General features: G+C 56.6%; 21 protein-coding genes and 1 pseudogene. 13 read left to right on the top strand and 9 right to left on the bottom strand.

Annotated features, from left to right (window positions below; translation table 11 throughout):
* Nucleotides 1-104: 104 nt before the first annotated feature.
* The 3 genes from C5B91_RS20370 to C5B91_RS20360 are packed head-to-tail and all read left to right on the top strand — an operon-like array spanning nucleotide 105 to nucleotide 4,188.
* A complete protein-coding gene (locus C5B91_RS20370) occupies nucleotides 105-2,792 on the top strand; it encodes a heavy metal translocating P-type ATPase (RefSeq protein WP_115820186.1) in 2,688 nt (895 codons plus the stop codon).
* A gap of 1 nt (nucleotide 2,793) precedes the next feature.
* Nucleotides 2,794-3,231, top strand: coding sequence for a hypothetical protein (locus tag C5B91_RS20365; protein WP_115820185.1), 438 nt, complete (start codon nucleotides 2,794-2,796; stop codon nucleotides 3,229-3,231).
* 21 nt (nucleotides 3,232-3,252) lie between these two features.
* Entirely contained in the window at nucleotides 3,253-4,188 is a 936-nt protein-coding gene (locus C5B91_RS20360; protein ID WP_115820184.1) for a cation diffusion facilitator family transporter, read from the top strand.
* A gap of 80 nt (nucleotides 4,189-4,268) precedes the next feature.
* On the opposite strand, the gene C5B91_RS20355 is transcribed toward C5B91_RS20360, so the two are convergent.
* From C5B91_RS20355 to C5B91_RS20340, 3 genes are all read right to left on the bottom strand, one after another.
* Complete coding sequence (locus C5B91_RS20355) at nucleotides 4,269-4,547, bottom strand: hypothetical protein (protein WP_115820183.1); 279 nt, start codon at nucleotides 4,545-4,547, stop codon at nucleotides 4,269-4,271.
* Nucleotides 4,544-4,921, bottom strand: coding sequence for a helix-turn-helix domain-containing protein (locus C5B91_RS20350; protein WP_115820182.1), 378 nt, complete (start codon nucleotides 4,919-4,921; stop codon nucleotides 4,544-4,546). The genes C5B91_RS20355 and C5B91_RS20350 overlap by 4 nt, the downstream gene beginning before the upstream one ends.
* Before the next feature lie 439 nt (nucleotides 4,922-5,360).
* Nucleotides 5,361-6,323, bottom strand: a complete 963-nt coding sequence (locus C5B91_RS20340) for a transcription initiation factor IIB family protein (RefSeq protein ID WP_115820213.1) — start codon at nucleotides 6,321-6,323, stop codon at nucleotides 5,361-5,363.
* 332 nt (nucleotides 6,324-6,655) lie between these two features.
* Between C5B91_RS20340 and C5B91_RS20335 the strand changes: the two genes are divergently transcribed.
* Together C5B91_RS20335 and C5B91_RS20330 are read left to right on the top strand one after the other, a co-directional pair.
* Entirely contained in the window at nucleotides 6,656-7,381 is a 726-nt protein-coding gene (locus C5B91_RS20335; protein ID WP_115820180.1) for a CPBP family intramembrane glutamic endopeptidase, read from the top strand.
* A gap of 168 nt (nucleotides 7,382-7,549) precedes the next feature.
* Nucleotides 7,550-8,704 (top strand): multicopper oxidase domain-containing protein, encoded by a 1,155-nt coding sequence (locus C5B91_RS20330; protein ID WP_115820179.1) that lies wholly within the window; start codon nucleotides 7,550-7,552, stop codon nucleotides 8,702-8,704.
* Nucleotides 8,705-8,945: 241 nt separating this feature from the next.
* On the opposite strand, the gene C5B91_RS20325 is transcribed toward C5B91_RS20330, so the two are convergent.
* Both C5B91_RS20325 and C5B91_RS20320 read right to left on the bottom strand, forming a co-directional pair.
* A complete protein-coding gene (locus C5B91_RS20325; protein WP_115820178.1) occupies nucleotides 8,946-10,340 on the bottom strand; it encodes an arylsulfotransferase family protein in 1,395 nt (464 codons plus the stop codon).
* A gap of 59 nt (nucleotides 10,341-10,399) precedes the next feature.
* Nucleotides 10,400-10,987 carry a plastocyanin/azurin family copper-binding protein gene (locus C5B91_RS20320; RefSeq protein WP_115820177.1) on the bottom strand — a complete coding sequence of 196 codons (588 nt, stop codon included), beginning with the start codon at nucleotides 10,985-10,987 and terminating at the stop codon, nucleotides 10,400-10,402.
* A gap of 187 nt (nucleotides 10,988-11,174) precedes the next feature.
* On the opposite strand from C5B91_RS20320, the gene C5B91_RS20315 reads away from it, so the two are divergent.
* Nucleotides 11,175-12,599 (top strand): cytochrome ubiquinol oxidase subunit I, encoded by a 1,425-nt coding sequence (locus C5B91_RS20315; protein WP_115820176.1) that lies wholly within the window; start codon nucleotides 11,175-11,177, stop codon nucleotides 12,597-12,599.
* Nucleotides 12,592-13,596: a cytochrome d ubiquinol oxidase subunit II gene (cydB, locus tag C5B91_RS20310; protein WP_115820175.1), complete on the top strand. Its 1,005-nt coding sequence runs from the start codon at nucleotides 12,592-12,594 to the stop codon at nucleotides 13,594-13,596. The genes C5B91_RS20315 and cydB overlap by 8 nt, the downstream gene beginning before the upstream one ends.
* Nucleotides 13,597-13,994: 398 nt before the next feature.
* On the opposite strand, the gene C5B91_RS20300 is transcribed toward cydB, so the two are convergent.
* Together C5B91_RS20300 and C5B91_RS20295 are read right to left on the bottom strand one after the other, a co-directional pair.
* Complete coding sequence (locus C5B91_RS20300) at nucleotides 13,995-14,324, bottom strand: hypothetical protein (protein ID WP_115820174.1); 330 nt, start codon at nucleotides 14,322-14,324, stop codon at nucleotides 13,995-13,997.
* A 15-nt stretch (nucleotides 14,325-14,339) separates the two neighbouring features.
* Entirely contained in the window at nucleotides 14,340-15,251 is a 912-nt protein-coding gene (locus tag C5B91_RS20295) for a ZIP family metal transporter (protein ID WP_115820173.1), read from the bottom strand.
* A gap of 501 nt (nucleotides 15,252-15,752) precedes the next feature.
* Between C5B91_RS20295 and C5B91_RS20290 the strand changes: the two genes are divergently transcribed.
* Entirely contained in the window at nucleotides 15,753-16,964 is a 1,212-nt protein-coding gene (locus C5B91_RS20290; RefSeq protein WP_115820172.1) for a hypothetical protein, read from the top strand.
* A gap of 162 nt (nucleotides 16,965-17,126) precedes the next feature.
* Here the strand turns inward: C5B91_RS20290 and C5B91_RS20285 are convergent, their stop codons facing one another.
* Nucleotides 17,127-17,495, bottom strand: a complete 369-nt coding sequence (locus tag C5B91_RS20285; protein WP_115820171.1) for a helix-turn-helix domain-containing protein — start codon at nucleotides 17,493-17,495, stop codon at nucleotides 17,127-17,129.
* Between the two features lie 154 nt (nucleotides 17,496-17,649).
* Between C5B91_RS20285 and C5B91_RS20280 the strand changes: the two genes are divergently transcribed.
* From C5B91_RS20280 to C5B91_RS23130, 3 genes and pseudogenes are all read left to right on the top strand, one after another.
* Nucleotides 17,650-18,057, top strand: coding sequence for a DoxX family protein (locus tag C5B91_RS20280; RefSeq protein WP_115820170.1), 408 nt, complete (start codon nucleotides 17,650-17,652; stop codon nucleotides 18,055-18,057).
* A 70-nt stretch (nucleotides 18,058-18,127) separates the two neighbouring features.
* Complete coding sequence (locus tag C5B91_RS20275) at nucleotides 18,128-18,376, top strand: Rdx family protein (RefSeq protein ID WP_115820169.1); 249 nt, start codon at nucleotides 18,128-18,130, stop codon at nucleotides 18,374-18,376.
* Nucleotides 18,377-18,392: 16 nt separating this feature from the next.
* Nucleotides 18,393-18,647 (top strand): annotated as a pseudogene (locus C5B91_RS23130) (glutathione S-transferase N-terminal domain-containing protein).
* Nucleotides 18,648-18,685: 38 nt separating this feature from the next.
* On the opposite strand, the gene C5B91_RS22170 reads toward C5B91_RS23130, so the two are convergent.
* Nucleotides 18,686-18,835 (bottom strand): hypothetical protein, encoded by a 150-nt coding sequence (locus tag C5B91_RS22170; protein WP_158544190.1) that lies wholly within the window; start codon nucleotides 18,833-18,835, stop codon nucleotides 18,686-18,688.
* Nucleotides 18,836-19,025: 190 nt separating this feature from the next.
* Between C5B91_RS22170 and C5B91_RS22165 the strand changes: the two genes are divergently transcribed.
* Together C5B91_RS22165 and C5B91_RS20265 are read left to right on the top strand one after the other, a co-directional pair.
* Entirely contained in the window at nucleotides 19,026-19,202 is a 177-nt protein-coding gene (locus C5B91_RS22165; RefSeq protein WP_158589925.1) for a hypothetical protein, read from the top strand.
* 16 nt (nucleotides 19,203-19,218) lie between these two features.
* Nucleotides 19,219-19,812 (top strand): arsenic resistance protein (locus C5B91_RS20265; protein WP_342764877.1); only part of this gene is annotated, 594 nt, incomplete at its 3' end.

The raw sequence follows: 19,812 nt of genomic DNA, 5'->3' as shown, positions 1-19,812 counted from the left end.
TGCCAGAAATAACAATTCAGCCCTATTATTTTATTAACTATTGCCATTAGAATGCCGTCTGATAGCAGCCGATTTAATAAGTCTGTAGTGGCTAGCGGAATGTAATGACCTCACCTGACGAGGAATCCCACGACGGAAGTGGTGAACCACCGGATCACACCCACGACCACGAAGCGGATTCTCACGACCATGGTCATACACATGATCACAATCACGATGATCACGAACACGTCCAGCACACAGGACAAAAAGAGGGTGACGTTGTCCCATCGATAGACCAAGGAGATGTTGCACAGTTCTCCGTCCCGGAGATGGACTGTCCATCTTGTGCAGGAAAGGTCGAAAACAGCGTCGAAAAGCTGGACGGAATCGATAGCGTCGATCCGCAAGTGACGACAGGAACCCTCTCTGTGTCCTACGACGGGGGGAAAACGACGCCAGATACGATTGCCGAGCGCGTCGAAAAAGCCGGATACACGGTTGAGGACCAAGGAAAAAGGACCGCGGCGTTCTCAGTCCCGGAGATGGACTGTCCCTCCTGTGCTGGAAAAATAGAGAACGCCCTCGATGCTCTCGCCGACATTTCGAGCTACGATACCCAGCCGACGACTGGGAAAGTACTCGTCACGTACGATGGGACGTCGCTCTCACCATCTGATATCGTCAGTGCAATCGAGGGCGCTGGCTACGATGTGACCGACTCGACCGCGACCGAGACGGGCGCTGAAAGCGATTCCACTGACGACCGCGAGAGTATCTGGACCAGCTCGCGGGCGATCAAAACGTGGATTAGCGGTGGGTTCGTCGCGCTTGGACTCCTCTTTGAGTTCTTCGTCACCAGCCAGAACATCCTCGTGGCTGAAATCGTCGGCCGCGAGCTACTCATCGCAGATGTCCTCTTCCTCGTCGCCGTTGGAACCGCTGGCCAGGTAATCTTCCGTAACGGCTACTACTCTGCGCTAAACCGTAACCTCGACATCGACCTGTTGATGAGCATCGCCATCAGCGGTGCCATCATCGCCAGTCTCGTCTTCGGCGAGTCACTCTACTTCGAGGCCGCCACGCTCGCGTTCCTGTTTAGTATTGCTGAACTCCTCGAACGCTATTCGATGGACCGCGCACGCAACTCCCTTAGAGAGTTGATGGATCTGTCTCCGGACGAAGCGACGGTGAAACGGGACGGCGAAGAGGTGACGGTTCCCGTCGACGACGTGGATACCGGTGACATCGTCGTCGTGCGTCCAGGTGAAAAGATCCCGATGGACGGAGACGTGCTCGATGGTGAAAGTGCCGTCAACCAGGCCCCCATTACCGGCGAGAGTGTCCCCGTCGACAAGACGCCGGGGGACGAGGTATACGCCGGCACGATTAACGAACAGGGGTATCTCGAGGTCGAGGTTACCTCTGAGGCGGGCGACAACACGCTGTCCCGTATCGTCCAGATGGTCGAAGACGCCCAGGCGAACAAAACCGAACGCGAGCAGTTCGTCGAGCGGTTCTCCTCGTACTACACGCCGGTCGTCGTCGGCTTCGCGATCTTGGTGGCGGTTATCCCGCCCCTCCTATTCGGCGCGTCGTGGCCAACGTTCATCGTCTACGGGCTTACTCTGCTGGTGCTTGCGTGTCCGTGCGCGTTCGTCATCTCGACGCCCGTCTCGGTCGTCTCGGGGATCACCAGTGCCGCAAAGAACGGTGTCCTCATCAAAGGCGGGAACCACCTCGAAGCGATGGGCGCGGTCGAAGCGATCGCGATGGACAAGACCGGGACGATCACGAAAGGCGAGTTGACGGTCACGGACATCGTCCCGCTCAATGGCAACAGCGAGGGGGACGTCCTCCGATGTGCCCGAGGGCTGGAATCGCGGTCGGAACATCCCATCGGTGAAGCGATCGTCGAATTTGCCGAGGAGAGCGACATCGGGACACCAACAGTCGACGACTTCGAGAGTATCACCGGAAAGGGCGTCGAGGCCGACCTCGACGGCGATAAGCACTACGCGGGCAAGCCTGGTCTCTTCAAAGAACTGGGCTTCGATCTCGCGCACGTCCACGCCACGACCGATGGCGGTGTCGTCACCACGAAGAGCCGTCAAATGTGCGAGCGCAATGGCTGTCTCGACCTCCTCGAGGAGACTGTCCCCGAACTCCAGTCACAGGGCAAGACCGTCGTGCTCGTTGGCACCGAGGACGAACTCGAGGGCGTAATCGCCGTGGCCGATGAGATACGGCCCGCAGCGAAGCAGTCGATCCAGCGACTCCACGACCTCGGTGTCGAGCACATCATCATGCTCACTGGAGACAACGAACGGACCGCACGAGCGATCGCCGACGAAGTTGGTGTCGACGAGTTCCGGGCGGAACTCCTGCCTGATCAGAAGGTCGAGGCAATCAAGAAACTCGACGAACAGTACGACGGGGTTGCGATGATCGGCGACGGCGTCAACGATGCGCCAGCCCTCGCGACGGCGACCGTGGGCGTCGCGATGGGCGCGGCCGGAACGGATACCGCGCTTGAAACGGCAGATATCGCGCTCATGAGCGACGACCTCTCGAAGCTGCCGTATCTATATGAACTCTCTCACGACGCAAACAGCGTGATTCGGCAGAACATCTGGACGAGCCTCGGCGCCAAGGGGCTCCTCGCAGTGGGCGTTCCCTTTGGCCTTGTGCCTATCTGGGCAGCTGTTCTCGTCGGGGACGCGGGGATGACGCTCGGTGTCACCGGGAACGCGATGCGCCTCTCTCGTATCACGCCGGGTACAGATACCGAAACTAACGCTTTGGAGGGGTAAGATGGGTGCAGAGAACGAGGGAAACGCAACATCCCATACGGAGTCAGATCAGCAAAGATACCCGTTCGGGCTCTCGTCTCCACAGTTTGCCGTCCTCCTTGTGCTCGTTGGGCTCATCGGTCCCGGTTTACTAGTATACACCCTCGAAGAGGCGAACCTCTCTACCGTAGCTGACCTCGTGTGGATCGTTGGCTATGGCACAACCATTTTTGTCGTTTGGTTCATCTGGTTTCGTCCGCTTGACCTCGTTGGACCCTCCGCCCAGGACACATCCCTCATCGAGGAATCAGAGCAGTTCGACACAGTACCTGAGGGACACGATAGTGAGTCTGAACCCTCGGTTCGTACTGAACCATCGGCGGAAGATTCGACGTTGGCGACTGAAGACAGCGCGCAGGAGTTCACTCAGGAATCATCAGAGCCCTCAGATTCGAAATAAATCTCCCTCCAAAGTGAATTTATGACGCTCCACGAGCATACACAAGAGGATACGGCAGAGCACGAACCCCCGTCTGAGACAGGAGGCAGTACCCGCCGGCTTGCGCTCGTCGCGGTCGTCAATTTCATCGGGTTCGTAGTTGAGTTGGCTGGCGGGCTTCTATTCGGATCTGTCGCCCTCATCAGCGACGCACTCCATATGCTGTTCGATATGCTTGCGTATGCGATGGCGTTCGGTGCGAGTTACACCGCCGAGCGCTTCGAAGGCGGCGAGTCATGGTCCTACGGGCTACACAGACTGGAACCAGTTGCCGCATTTCTAAACGGCGTACTACTAGTGCCGATGGTCGGGTACATCCTCTGGGAATCCTATCAACGATTCTTGGACCCGGTCGCAATCGATCCCGTACTCACGTTACTCATCGCGACAGGTGGCCTTCTGGTCAACGTCGGCTCAGTGTACGTCTTGCAGGGTGACGAAATGAGCCTCAACGAACGGGGCGCGTTCTACCATCTGCTCGGTGACGCCGGAGGGTCTGTTGCGGTAATCGTCTCGACCGCCGCTGTCGCAGTGTTCGACCTCCCCATCGCAGACCCTGTGGCGGCCGTACTCATCGGGCTGCTGGTGCTCGCGTCAGCCGGGAACGTCCTCCGGGAAAGCACCTCGATACTGCTGGAACGGAGCCCGGTGTCGTCCGAAGAACTCCGAGGTGAATTGACGACACTCGATGGCGTCGACCAGATTGAGGATCTCCACATCTGGCAGGTGTGTAGTCAACTCACCGTCGCAACCGTCCGGCTGACAGATACGGCGACCACACTTGAGGAGCAACGGACCATCCAGTCACGGGTTCACGATCATCTCACGGATCGAGGAATCGACCACGCAACCGTCGAGTTCGTCGGGCGTGCCGACCCCGATACCGACCCTGTCGGTACGACGAATCACTCCCACTAACGATGGCTATGACCACACCCAATCGAATAGATCAGATATCTACCCGACAGGTATCAGGAACGGCAATATTCGAACGGGGTTTATTTCTGGATATACAGGGAGTACATGATGACTGCGAGGCCAGAGGCGACGAATAGGCTGTTGATGAGCACGCCGAGGGCCAATCCGACAGAAAAGAACTGATTAGCTACCCCGGTCAAGGCCGCCCCCAGTGTGATAATACCGAAACCGACACCAAGGACGCGTAGCGAGTCCTCATCCGTACGTCGATAGGCTTTAAACGCGATGTAGGTAATCCCGCCACCGAGGAGCAAGATTACTAACTTGACGACTGCAATCGCCGTGATGACGCCGTTCATACTTCGTCCCCCATCATCGACCAGATATCTGCAAGCCGTTTGTCGGTAGATTGCGGCGGTCGATCGACACTCACCGAAAACGTACCTGTGTCGTCCATAGAGATCGTGACATCCTCGAAAGACCGCTCGTAGTAGGTAACCCGTCCACCTCCGGGGTTGATCGTCTCCTGTTCTCGAACGAGGGAAGCGGAACTGAGGAGTTCTAATTTTCGATACAGCGTCGACTTGGGGATGTCACATGCGTCAAGGAGTTCGTTCGCAGTCATTGGTTCGATCGTTTCCCGGAGAATAGCCCGACACGCGGGGTCATCCAGCGCATCAAGGACTTCCTGTAACTCCGGAGTGTCCTCAGACGACACTGGATTATCTCCCATTATTCGAGAATACGTGTTCCTCGGGATATGGTGTCCGATTGTTTGCGAGACACCCCATCGAAGCCACAAATTCGGCCGGGATCGTGGTTGCAAAGTCATGACAGCCGGTCCATTGAAAGAAGGTAGACATGGTGACACAGTTGTGAAGCGGTTATGAATCGTGCTCAATTTCGAGTCGTTGTTCGCCTGCGTCTGTGATGTCGTAGAGACCTCTACCCCGTGGAACAATACAGCCCTCACTATGGAGGTGAGCACACGTTTGGTCAATGGTGATCGGGTGTCCATCGACGGCGTTAGTGATCTCCATCACATGGCAAGGTGACTCGTCAACGAGCAGTTTCAATACCTCGATCTCGGTCTGTATTGAGAACCCGTTCATAGTAGATAACGTATCATTGGTACATCTGTAACTGTATTCCGTCCGTCAGGGGCTATCCGGTCAGTCATGCTCTGCGTACACCTCGAGAAGCTCTTGGTATCGCTTCCGGATCGTGACTCGATTCACGTGGGCGACTTTACTCACCATCTCCTGTGTGAGCTGCTCGTTCGTGAGGTGGGTCGCAGCATACAGAGCGGCAGCCGCCAACCCGGCCGGACTCTTCCCACTGTGGACGGCATTATCTGTAGCTACCCCAAGCAGTTCTCGAGAGCGCCGTTCTGCTTCGTCGCTCACATCAAGCGATGACGCGAATTGTGGGATATATTGCATGGGGTCCTCCGGCCTGATCTCTAGCCCAAGTTCTCGGGACAGATATCGGTACGCTCGCTGGACCCGGATTTTCTCGACACGGCTGACGTCGGCGAACTCAGTCAGCGGTCGTGGCATTCCGTGCTGTCGGGCAGCCGCGTACAACGACGCCGTCGACATACCCTCGATCGAGCGACCAGGGAGCAGATTCTGCTCTACAGCTCGCCGGTACAGAACGCCTGCCGTTTCCCGAACCGATTCCGGAAGTCCCAGAGCGGATGCCATGCGTCTGATCTCTCCGAGCGCTTGCTTGAGATTCCGCTCGTGGGCGTCTTTCGTCCGGAACCGCTCGTCCCACGTCCGAAGGCGCTGAAACTGAGCGCGTTTGCGACCGGAGACGGCCTGTCCGTAGGCGTCCTTGTCTTGCCAGCCGATAGTCGTACTCAGGCCCTTGTCGTGCATCAGCTGCGTCGTCGGAGCACCGACCCGACTCTTTTCATCGCGTTCGTCCGACGTGAACGCACGCCACTCCGGGCCGTGGTCGATTGGATCGTCTTCAAAAACCAACCCACAGCTTTCGCAGGTCGCTTCATGTCTGTCGCTGTTCAGGATAATATGTCCCTGACACTCGGGACATGTGTTGTCGTTGGTAGACTTCACGTCACGGTCTCTTTCATCTATCGGCCGTTCCCGAGTATATTCTTGAGGAGTCATCATGTCGGAGTATAGTGGTTTTCCCTACAAACCATGGGCCATCTTAATAGTGCCGTGGGACGGCTCCTCAATGAGCAATTGGCGGAGTCCCACTCACTGGGAATCCGGCCTAACACTTTGTCTCCGAGACATCAACTCGGCACACCGTGAGTTGGAGTCCCTATCCAAATTACATTTTTCAAGCTTACAGTCCTCGTTGGATCGAACCTCGTCGAACCTGAACGTCAGCCATGAACAAAATCACTACCAGGAGATATCTTGGAATGAATAGCGCCGAAATCGACCTATCGAAGCCAACTTGTAGGGTAGAGCCCTACAACCACGTCTGATTAATGTCGTCGACATCTCGCCTCCAATCTGTCGCCTCGGCTATTGGTCTCACGTACGGACCATACGCCGCGGGGGGTATCGTAATCTTTGCCGTCGCGGCGGTCATCAGGCTGTTCGGAGTCGACCTCGCGTCGCGTCCAGCCCTCAGAGTGATTTTGAGCACGTTCTTGCTCCAAGGGGTGGCGTTTGGGGGCATTGCCGTCCTCTATCTCAAAGGCCGTGGTCTCGGATTCGGATTCGTTCCAGTTCGTCTACCTAGCAAACGTGATGGGGCGGTGATTGTCGGAGGGAGTTTTGCGCTCTTAGGCCTGCTCTTTGTGGCATCTTCTGTAATCACGGCCCTTGGTCTGAACTCGGCCCAGAACCAGATCGCCGAGGTCGGGCAGCAAAATCCGAGTGTATTCCTTGTTCTGATCCCGCTCCAATTCCTGCTGGTTGGTCCAGGAGAAGAACTGTTATTCCGGGGCCTCGTACAGGGCACCTTACGTGAAAGTCTCCATCCCGCTCGTGCAATCATCCTCGCAAGCGCTCTGTTCGCATCTATCCATCTCTTCTCGTTGTCAGGGGAAGGCAAACTGGTGTACATCGGTATCGCATTCGTCCTGGCCCTAGTTCTGGGAGTAGCGTACGAGTACACAGACAACCTCGCAGTACCGGCTGTGATTCACGGGACGTATAACGCGGTGCAGTTTGCAGGAGCCTATCTGACGGCGACGGGCGGACTTTAAAACTCTAACCACTTTCTAGCCTTAATTTCGAGATTATACCGTTAAACAAATATGGGAGAAAAGCTGCTATCCTTATTCGGCTTTCGCCGAACATATCCACGCGCTATCCCGTGAATTGGGACTCCGCAGTCACCCTATGTTTAGGCCAATCAAAATGCCGATTGTATCATGACTACACGTTTCGGCGCTCCCGGAACCGGACTGTCCCGACGTGAGTTTCTCGCAGCAACTGGCGCGACCAGTATTGCGTCGGTAGCCGGCTGCGCAGCGGGCGGAGCCAACGAGCCAGCAGCAACGACCGATACGCCGACGCAGTCACAGACTGACTCGCCCGATCTCCCCTACACCAGTCCTCCAACAGTCGTCAACGTCGACGAGCAGGGCGGCGAAGTGACCATGCGGACTCAGCAAGCCCGACACGCGGTCCACCCACTCAATACGATGGGCGGCCCCGTCGAATTCCCACGCGTCTGGGCATTTCAGGCTGACAACAACGACCCTAGCGTCCCCGGTCCAATCCTCAGAACGAATGAGGGTAACGCGATGGAAGTAACACTCGATAACACCGACGGCCGACGTCCCCACACGATTCACTTCCATGGAGTTCGCAAGACGTGGAAGAACGACGGCGTCCCGACGACGACCGGAATTCAGGTCCCGCCAGGGGAGACACACACCTACGAGATTCCCGCTAACGTCCCTGGAACGCATTTCTACCATTGTCACTTCCAGACCCACCGGCATATCGACATGGGTATGTACGGGATCTACCGAGTTGATCCCGAAGGCTACGAACCGGCGGACCGCGAATACTTCATGACAATCAAGGACTGGGACTCACGAATCCCGCGGAAGTGGGCCGGTGAGGTAGACTTCACGTACAATTCAGCCAGTCGAAACCCGGACGTGTTTACCGTCAACGGGAAGAGCGCACCCCGAACGCTACACCCTGAAGAAGGGTCACCGATCATCGTTGAAGAGGGCGACTCAGTTCGCATCCACCTCGTCAACGGCGGGTATATGTCGCACCCGATGCACATCCACAACCACCGCTTCCAGCGCATCGAAAAGGACGGTGGAACGATTCCGGAGGCTGCCCGCCACGATATGGACGTCACGAACGTCGCTCCCGCTGAACGACACACGATCGAATTCACTGCCGATGCAGACCCAGGCGTCTACTTGATGCACTGTCATAAAGTCAACCACGTCCTGAACGACACGTTCTATCCTGGTGGGATGCTCACCGGCGTGGTCTATCGGTCCGTCATGGATACGGACATCTTCAACCAGCTCATGGAGTACGCCGGCTACTCCGCGTAGCCACCACTCGGAATTCCTCATCTTGCGGTAGCGAAGAAACCCCGTCCTTTAGGACAGGGAGGAATCGCGTTCGTACACAGTACCCCTCAACCTACAGTGGCCCTTCGGTGTCCAGTGCTTTCGCACCCTGAATGACGAGTCCCCACCACGTCAGGCCGTGTGCTTCCTTTACTTCGCTCAGTTTCTCGTTGAGGACATGAACGTTCGCCTTCTCACTGTGACCGAAGGAGACATCTGAGTATCAACCCTGGCGTCTCCAGACTACCTCAACTCCACCCCAGAGGAGGCCAGTACCGAGGAGCATCACGAGTTCAAACACTTCTACGAACCCCATCCAGACCGGTGTGATGTACATAAGGCCATTCAAGTACTTCCCGGGGATGAGTTGTTTACCGAAAGTCAGGACACGGTCACTCAAACTGCCCGTCCGTGAGTCAAGATTTGCTTGCGTCGCACTTGGGCCACCTGCACTCTCGTCTCCAGTCCCGAGACGTTCGGCCTCGTATGGGAAGGCGATATTGACGCTCCAGACAACCTCTCCTTGTTTGTCAACTTCGAATACACGATTCCCATTCGAATCTGTTACCAAGGTGTGGCCATTTGGGAGTCGGTCGGCGTCCCGTGGCCACTGCATCCGCGCGTCTCGCCACACCCACGACTGTTCCCACCTGTCTTCCGTCCGTTGGTACTCGACGACGCGGTTGTTTTCTGAATCCCCGACCAGGACCGCGGGGCCGCCGTTGGCCTCGGGGATGTAGTCCGGGTTGTGCTGTTCGTAGAGGATACTGTAGTCGTCCTCCGCACCGAGCGTCCACTCGTCGATGAGTCCACTCCGGTTGAGGAACACGACCCGGTCTTGGTTACGGGCGCTCACCATGAGTCGACCATCCTCGAGTACCTCGATGTCGTTGATGTGCGTCCAGTCCTCGGGGTACGGACCACCCGTATCCCGGGTGAACCCGTTGCTGGCGTTCCACGTCCACTCGGTCTGGCCGGAGGTGGTGTTCACGACGAATACCCGGTCGAGGTAGATATCCGCGACAGCCAAGTGTGTCTCGTTGAGCCGGTCGGCATCGTGGTAGCGTGTTGCTTCTTTCCCAGGAGTGGTTTCGCTCCAGACGCGCGTCACCTCGCCGGTCGTCAAGTTGACTCGCTCATATCCGTTGCGCGTACAGGCGTTGGTCGAGCGAGCAGCCTCGTATTCGTTCCAGACCCCCTCGTCAACTCGGCGCTGGGCGAAGTTACTGGTGTCCGGACATGCCGACGGCTCGAGGTGGTCCGCAAACATATACTCAACGGTGGTTCTCGTTTCAGGTACCGGATCGACGTCCCAGTACCGCGTGTGTGAGTCGTTGTAGTAGAGGATGCTTCCGTCCGGGTTGAAGCCGACGAGCTCCGCTCGGGCACGAGGCCCGCTACTCGCCTCACCTCGCCACGAATTCGAATCAGTCGCGATGACCGTGATGTTGCCGCGGGGTTCGGCGGCCTGTTGCTGTGGGTTCGCAACCCCTTGATTCGTGAGGTGGCTCTCGAAGGTATCGTTGGTTGCCCCAACTGTGTATCCGTAGGCTAGGCCAATACTGGATAATCCGATGACGATGACGAAAAACACACGGAGATAGGCCTTGGTTGTCACGGTAGAATCTCTGAACAGATTCTAATTGGTTATACGGATGCTAAGAATTCGAGGCAGCATTATTCCGTGAACTCACTGTACGAGACGTTGCCTTTATCGACGATGGTCTGGCTTTCAGGAACGTCTCCGTCCGGCGGCATACTCCCCTCCGCGGGACCGCCGGGTTCGCCGACGACGATCCGACCGACCATCCCCAGGGACTTGTGCGGGATACAGAAGTAATCGTACGTCCCCGTGGTTTCGAACGTGTGTTCGTAGCTCGCGCCTTGTTCGCTTAGAATTTCGCTATTGAACGGTTCTGCTCCCTCGGGAATCCGATTTACCGAGGCTGTGCTCGTTCCTTCTTTGTAGGCGGTCGCCGAGTGACTCCCACTCTGGATTTCAAACGTGACGGTATCACCAGATTCGACGAAAAGACCAATCGGGTCGAAATAATACTCGCTACCCTCGGTGACCATCATGACCGTATTCGACCCCCCTGAGCCGCCGGTTGTCTCCTCTCTCGAATCGCCAGTTGTCCCCTCTGTCTCGGTCGTAGTCGGCTCACCGCCACCATCACCGTTTCCTGAACTACTACATCCTGCGAGACTGGTCACGCCGCCTGTTGCGAGAACTCCGGCTGTCTTGAGAACTTGTCGACGTTCCATGCCCACATATCAAACCCCCCGGTATAAGGGCCGAGGGCGGATTCCCAATACATAGGACACCGCCTTCGTTTGACGTACCGCAGTCGCAAAGTCGGAGTGATGGCATTCTATCCGAGGACGGTCCATTTTTCACCCAATCTGCGAATCATCGTTCAGACCACTAGCGACATCTGCCGAGGTGAGACCGGTGGTTGATCCCGTTCTTGCGAGCCGACTCCAGTTTGCGCTCACCACCATCGTTCACATCATCTTCCCAGTGATGAGTATGGGACTTGCACCGTTTCTCATCTATTTCACATGGAAAGAGATTCGAACCAAACAGCCAGTGTACGAACAGCTCCGTCGATTCTGGACCCGCATCTTTGCGGTCAGCTTCGTCGTTGGAACGGTGACCGGCCTCGTCCTCGAGTTCGAATTTGGAACGAATTTTGCCGCGTTCTCGACGACCGCGGGGGAGCTGTTCGGCGGCCCACTCGCCTTGGAGGGGATGATGGCGTTCATGCTCGAAGCGACGTTTCTCGGTATCTTCGTCTTCGGCCGCGATCGTGTTTCGGACCGTCTGTACTTCCTGTCGAGTCTTGCCGTCGGACTCGGTACATGGCTCTCGGCCGTCTGGATTCTCATCGCGAACTCGTGGATGCAGACTCCGCGTGGGTTCGAAATCGTCGTGGAGAACGGTCAGCGGATTGTGAAGCTCACCGACCCCGTCGCGGCGTACCTCACTCCAAGATTCTCGTATATGTTCATTCATATGCAGAACGCGGCTGTCGAGTCGGTCGCACTCTTTATGGCCGGGGTTGCCGCCTACTACGTGTTCCGACACCACGTCTGGGGCTACCCGATTGAACACATCGACGTCTGGGAGAAGTCGCTCAAAATCGCGCTCGTCGTACTCCTCATCACAGCCCCACTGCAAGTGATCCAAGGAGATGAGTATGCTCGCCACGTCTCCGAAACCCAACCTCAGAAGTTCGCCGCAATGGAAGCTGTCTGGGAAACCGACTCCTACGTCCCCGAGTATATCGTCGCGTTCCCCACGGACGTCAACGACCTGCTGAATCCACGGACGAAAGATCTATTCGGCATCGGCATCCCGGGTGGCGCATCCTGGCTCGCGAGCGGCGGAAATCCACAGGCAACGATACGCGGCCTCGAATCCTTCTCGACGAAAGCCCCACCTGTGGCGATCGTCTTCTGGGCGTTCCGGATCATGGTCGCCCTCGGTTTCTGGTTCATTCTGCTGGCCGTCTGGGGTGCCTATCGATGGTGGCGCGGCGAACTCTTCGAGGACGACTTGTTACACAAGGCGTTGATGGCGTCTTCGCTCCTGGGATTCGTCGCCGTGGAGGTCGGCTGGATCGTCACCGAGGTCGGACGACAACCGTGGGTCATTCAGGGAGTAATGAAGACGAGTGCCAGCGTCTCGCCTAATCTCACAGGCGCAGAAGCGACGTTCACACTCGTCGGATTCGTTACCGGATACATCCTGTTACTGGGCCTCTTCACATACGTTGTCGGTCGTATCATCCGAACGGGGCCACCATCGAAAGACGAACTTACGCTGAGTGACGTTACCTGTGTCCCAGAGTCAGAGGTGACGTCTGGTGACTAACATCGGATCGCTGGCTACGAAGCCGTTACTCGGATTGCCGCTCGCCGAGCTCTGGTTCGCGCTGTTGTTTTTCATCTTCGGGATGTTCCTCTTTCTCGACGGCTTTGACTTCGGCGTGGGCGTCCTGTTTGCGACCCGTGACAACGACCACGAGAAAGAACAGCTGTTGGCGGCTGTCGGTCCGTTCTGGGACGGGAACGAGGTCTGGCTCGTCGTCTTCGGAGGGGCACTATTCGCGGCGTTTCCGTCCGTCTACGCGAATCTCTTCAGTCGATACTATCTGTTGATGTTCGCGATTCTCGCCGCACTCGGTCTTCGAGGACTCGCCCCAGAAATGTACGAAGAGCGTGAAGACGACCGCTGGCGGACACTCTGGGGCTACTCGTTCGTCATCGGGAGTACCGTGACGCCGTTTCTGCTGGGGTTGTTCGTGATAAACTGGCTGGTCGGAGCGACTGGTCTCATCACCCCAGTGGGGGTCCTCGGTGGTGTCACAGTCCTCGCTCTCACGATCGTCGACGGGGCGGCGTTCCTCGGGCTGAAAACCCGCGGCGCGCTACGAGACGAGATGCGGAACTACGGCGTCAGAGCTGCCGTGGGCTATCTTGGTGGAGCGATCATCACTCTCGGAGCAATATACGTGACCGAGCCAGGGCTGCGCTCCTCGTTCCGATCTCCTCTCATCGTCGCACTTGTGATCCTTACTGCAACCTTGACAGGAATCTATGTCGTCGCGCTTCGTAGAAACCGGTACTACGCCGCGTTCGCGGCGACAGCCGCACTCGCCTTCGGACTCGTAGGGGTCGTCGCTATCCTTCTGTTCCCCTTCGTCGACCAGACCGCAGGACTCACTATCCGAGATGCGATCATCTCGACGCTTCCGCTCAATCTCATGTCGATTATGGCGAGCGTGCTGCTCCCAATTGTGATCGGGTACTTCGTCGTGCTTTATTCCGCGTTCAGTGGTCCAGTCAAAACTGAGGAGACCTACGGATGAGACAGATAATCAGAAAACAGCGTGTCGCTAGTTTGAGTGGACAGGTCAAAATAGAAGATCAACATCGGTTCGTGATGATGGTGACCTGAGACGATGACATCAACACAGTCCAGTTCGGAGCCCCGATTGCTGTCTCGTATCGTTGTAACGTGGATTGAGCTTACCGTTGTTGGGTTCGGGGGAGGTGCAATTGGCACATCGATTGGTGGCCCACCAGGATTGATTATTTATTTTGTCACAACCCTCGTGTCAGTTGGAATCCTCTTCTACAACGTGAACGAGCTTATCAAACAATGGGTGATCTCTACAGATAAGTAAGGCAAGTGTCTCGGGGCCTGACCCCAAGGTGAAGCCAACACAAGCACTTAATTAAGTACGTTCTGTACAGCAGAGTACAGTCAGAACCCCAAAAACGGGTTAAAGACCTTAATCCTGTCTTTGTTCTTCAGGTTCACATCTATGCCGAGAACTCGGTCGCCGTCTCGCTTATCTACTTCTTTCTGGATGACGACGTGGAGGTAGAACGCATCAGTGTTAGGGCGGTAGTGGAACGTTCCCATCGGGTTCTCGTAGTCCTCATCTTCAAGGTACGACAGCTGGTACTCTCCGGGTACGAAGTCGACTTCGACGCGTCCGCTGACCGTCAAGAGCGTGGCATACTCGTCTCGAAGCTCTTCTGAAGCAGGTTGCAGTTCGAGGTAGCTGGCGCTGAGGAACGTAGAGAACAAGTAGTACGGGAACTGTTACGCGAGGACCACGTCGAGGGTGAGCATCACTGCCGCCCCGACCAAGAAGCCGAGCGTGGCAACTCGTTCGTACCCGTGGGAGTGCGTCTCGGGAATGATTTCGTCCCCAATCACGTACAGCATCCCGCCCGCAGCGAATCCCATGGCGTACGGGAGGATAGGAGCAGCGACGACGACAGCCCACGCGCCGAATAGCGCGAGGGGGATTTCGACTACTCCGGCCCGGACACCCGCGACCGCCGCGTACCAGCGTCGCCCGAGCCCTGCGTTGAGCGCGGCGACCGACACGGCGAATCCCTCGGGGATGTTCTGGATGCCGATTGCGAGCATCAACGACACCGCATTCTCGATGTTTCCCGATCCGAAGCCGACCCCGACGGCAAGCCCTTCGGGCATGTTGTGAAGCGTAATGGCAACAGTGAAGAGCAGGATCGACGTCAAACGCGCGGGCGTCACTGGTCCAGAATCAGTGTTTTTTGAGTCGCTCTTCTGTGCGTCTGAGGTGACGGTGCCACCGTCGGTCTGGGCGTCATCCACGAGGCGATTGCTGATGATCGGACCGACTTGGTGGACCCAGCGCTCTCCCTGATCAAGGACAGCGACTCCGAGGAAGAATCCGATCAGCACCGGGACGATCCCGGCAATTTCGAACCCAGCAACGCTCACGCCACGATATGTAGCTTCAGAAGCGAATTCGATACCTGGAAGGAGGAGGCTGGTAAAGCTCGCCGATAGCATCACGCCAGCAGCGAAACCGAGCATCGTATCTAAGGACTTCTCTGTCGGATTTCGCCAGACGAGCACGAGCAACGCGCCCAGAAGATTCAGAGAGGCAATGAAGATACCGCCGACAAGTCCTAGGAGCACTGGATCTCTTCCGACTAGGTTGACGATCAGTTCTTCAAGCACCACTCTCACCCCGACGGTTCCATATCTGAGCCCCTTCGGATACCTTCGTCTCTAATCCGGATCGATAGTTCATCTGCCTACGCTAGAATTAGTCATGTCTAATAAAACTATATGGTATACAAAATTATATCTTTTGAACCAATTGGTGGAGAGCCCTCCGACGATCTCAGTCGGACAGAACTAACTGATGGCTAGTGGGTGCCGGATCATTCCCTGCTGAACTAGTGACTCAACCACCGGGAAATCGATTGTTCGAAGGTTCTGTGCCAGTATGAGGGGAGTCGATCCTGTCACTGTTGGTGGATTTGTCGTACGGAGCGTGCGCGCTTCTCTCCACCACTAAGTGGTCGGGGGTCCGCACTGTATCGCTGTGGATGCACCCTGCCAGTCATACTTTCGGAGGCGGATATCTCCACACTTAGGATGGTACGATGACAGTCAGATCCAGATATCGGAAGTGAATCAGTCAGGTAGAAGTGGCTTCCTGTCCAAGACCGAATAATGTCACCGGAAGAGCGTCAATCACGGGAGGAATCCTCCCGTGGACAGACCACTCGAATCGGGTCTGTTCGACCACTCTCTGTACTTCTCGCCGCGATTTTTACGCTAACACAGATTCCAGTCGCGTCCGCCCACGGTACAACCGGAAGCGGTGGGCTCTCGCAAGGGCATGGTGTTATTCTTGCTCTCGTCGGTGCCATTATTCTCGGTGGGTTCATTCTTCTCAAACGGACAGACCGCATCACACCGACAACGGCCCTTTACGGCGTCTTCGTTGGGATCGCAATCACTGCGCTCGGAGCAGTTCTCTTCGAAGGACTCTCCCCGGATCTGACATATACTGCGGGTTCGATGCCGTTCCCCCGGGCGTGGTATCAGCCACTGGCCCTACTGAGTGGCTTAGGCATCGTGGTCGTGAGCTTCGTCGTTGGGTGGCTCCGCTGGCCATCGCGCCCACGGTACACGTTCCTCGGCATCCTCATGGGATTGTGGATCTCATATCCTTACCTCCTTCCAGGAATGGCAAGCGATACTCATCCACTTGGGTACGCTATCGTCCTCGGCACGCCAATCCTAGTCGGATATATCGTCTGGAAGGACGCAGGGAGTGTTATTCGCGCAGTCATGCGTGATCCGGTTGCGCGTCGCTTCGGCATCGGCGTCGGTGTCGTATTAGCCCTCTTTTTCGTCTCAATAACGGGATACCTCTCGTTTTTCCCCGAGGAAGGCTTCCCCGAAGAGGTGACCGTCATCGTTCTGCCCGCAGTCTACCAGCTGGTCTCGTGGCCGATTCTCGAAATCGCAATTCCGCACCTTCCGTTCCTACATATCCCGTTCTTCTTGGCCTTGTCACCGGGTCAAGTCATCGTCGTCGGGATGCTGAGCGCACTCATCGGGCTGAACGCCGCTCTCATCGCCCGCCACTGGCGCGTCGAGGAAAAGGCTGGAATGACCGAAGGGACCACCGGAAGTGCTGCAATCGTCGGGACGTGTACGTGTGGGTGCTGTGGGCCACTTGTCGCGAAGATTGCGGTGCTTGCTGCCGGCCCTTCGATTGCTGCTCCTCTCTACTGGGTATTCGTCGACACTGCCTCGCCGCTCAGTGCGGTATTCATTGTTGGAAGTTTCGTCCTCTTCACCGGGAGCCTGATCTACTCGGTCCAAGCAGCCCGACAGCCCGACCAATCGACCGCCATCATCCCGGCCGACTGAAGTGACGTATCTACCGTAAGAACACGGTAACCGGGGTGGACGGTTCACCTCTGGAGGGACGTTTGATTTCCCCGCCCCCTTCAGGGGATGATAACCCTCCTCTGCGGTCGCCTGAATCGTCGAGCGCAGACCTATACCGAGCTCAGCACAAGGAGACCGATCTTAGCTACAGGACGTATCCTGGAGGTACTCCTCGCCCCAGGCGTCCATCGCTTTGATTACGGGTTCGAGCGAGGCACCCTGTTCGGTCAGGGAGTACTCCACCCGGAACGGTTTCTCGCTCACGATCGCTCGATTCACGAGACCATTGTCTTCCAAATCCTCGAGGCTGTTCGAGAGCACGGTACTGGAGATCGACTCGATCTCGTCTTTGAGCGCATTGAACCCGAGCGGACCCTGTGCAAGCAGTCGGTGGACGATCACCGGATGCCATTTCTTCCCGATGAGATGGGCTGTACACGTCACCGTACACCAGTCGTCGTCAGCACACCACGACGCAACGCACTCTTCGTCTTCGATTGCTCTGCTCATTCGTCTCTAGCGGTAGTGTATGTGGACCTATTATTACTATGTTACTAAGTTATCATACAGGAGTAGGTGCGGTTTCCTAATCTGATCAGGATACAGTATCTCCTCAGTGTGAGCTTCGCTGACGCTTATTCGCGGTCTGAAGGTACTGCCCACTATGGAACGTACCTTTGTCGATTGTATCGAGTCGGTACGGCAGTCCGTCCCAGAGTGGGTTCCCACTGGGCTTCGGCTCGTCCTCATCGCACTCGTTGCTAAACCGGCTCTGAGCAAGGTCGTCACCTACGGGAGTTCAGTCTCGTTTTTCGACGCCATCGGGATGCCTGCTCCTGCACTGATGGTCGTCGTTGCCGGACTCATCGAAGTGGGAGCTGTCGCACTCCTCCTAATCGGCGTTGGGGAACGAATCGCGGCGATTTCCCTGATACCGGTGATGCTCGTGGCGATCCTGTACGTCGGACCCGACTGGAAGAACCTCAGCGTCCTCCTCGGAGCGATGGGACTCATTGTCTTGATGACTGATTTCGACGCCATCTGGCATCCCATCGATCGCCGACTTGGTTAGTTCGCGCTAACTGGGTCAGAGAACCCTTGTCTTAGCTTTACGGCGATTCCGTTCCGAGTTGAGAGTAGGTATGACCGCAATCGAAATCGAATACTGCGTACCGTGTGGATTGCTCGAGCCCGCGATTGAAACCCAGACGCGGCTTCTGAACGAGTTCGGCCAGGATCTGGACGGGATCACCCTCACCTCTGGCCACGGTGGGGTATTGGTCGTGACCGCCGATGGCGAGACCATCTGGGACAAAGAGGTACACGGGGCCGACCTTGACCTGGAACTCATCGTCGAAGCAATCGATGACCGACTCCCGGCAGAAGTCTAACCACGTACTCTATTTTATGCTCGAACTCTATCAGGCGGAGGGCTGTGGGTACTCGAAGAAAGTCCGTGAAGCGTTGACCGTGTTCGGTGTCTCCTACGTCATTCACAACCCGCGAACGGCTGCAGGAGAGACGCGGAACGAATAGACTCACGGCGAACTCCGAACGCTAGGTGGACAGGATCAGATTCCGTTCTTGGTTGACCATCAGCGTGACGTCACGATGTACGAAAGCGACGATATCGTCGACTATCTGGAGGAACACTACGCATGACTACTTCCGTCGAAGATGAGTGTCCGATCTGCAACTCCTCACAGCGGGCGAAAGAGCGGTTCGCAGTAGCCAAAGTCGCTGAGCATATCCTCGAGCAGGCTCGACGAGGCCAGGATCATCAGCAGTGGATCGATGAGCACACCACGAACGGCACGCTCGCCGAGATTCGATAGGCTCTCGAACAGCATGATCGTCCTCGGCAATAGTGATGTTTGGCACCGACGTTACACTTGATCGGTCGTGGCAAATTGTCAGTGTCTTCTCGTTATGGGTCTTATTTCGGGAAGCAACTAGTCCACCTTCTGGGAGGGTCGAGCATTGACAGCCACCAGAGAGCTATCGATGCGAACTTAGACCTGTCGTCCCAAATTAGCGATAATGAGAGAGCTTGGGTTGTCCTTCGTCGATGCCGGATTCCTGTTCGTGCTTCACCCAAGCGCAGCTGCCCGGTATCCCGACAATGGTCCCGACGGCCAGCAACTCGTTCGATACGTTGCTGCACCTGGCTTGGCGCTTCTTGGAATCCTGCTCTTCCTCGAAACCACAATTCAGTAATGACAGTAACTATCTTATGACACGACTCTCGAAACAGTGGATTCAGCACAATCAGGTCGGAGTGTACGCTGTCGCCGTCCTCATTGCGATTGGGGTCGGTCTTGGACTGCCGGGCACGAGTTCCATTCTGGAACCGCTTATCAACCCCGTCCTCGCGGTGCTATTGTACGTGACGTTTCTGGAGATTCCATTCGTTCGGATTAGACGGGCGTTCCGGAACAGCCGCTTCATGGCGGCTGCCCTCGGGATGAACTTCGTGGTTGTCCCGGTTGTCGTGTTCGGCCTCACCCGATTTTTGCCCCAGAAGCCAGTACTCCTCGTCGGGGCGTTCATGGTGTTGTTGACGCCGTGTATCGACTACGTCATCACGTTCACGGATCTCGCGGGTGGTGACGCCGAGCAAATCACTGCCGCAACACCGGCACTGATGCTCGTTCAGTTGCTGTTGCTCCCGCTGTACCTCTGGCTCTTTATGGGCCAGCAGGTGGCCGAGTTCATCGAGGCCGGCCCGTTCATCGAGGCGTTCGTTGTGATCATCGCACTGCCGTTGGCACTCGCGTGGGCGACCGAACTCTGGGCAGATCGATCGGACCGTGGTGAAGCGTGGCAG

Source organism: Haloferax sp. Atlit-10N (assembly GCF_003586325.1).
Lineage (GTDB): Archaea > Halobacteriota > Halobacteria > Halobacteriales > Haloferacaceae > Haloferax > Haloferax prahovense.
Note: the sequence above shows the minus strand (reverse complement) of the source record. Positions and strands in the feature narration are given on the sequence as shown.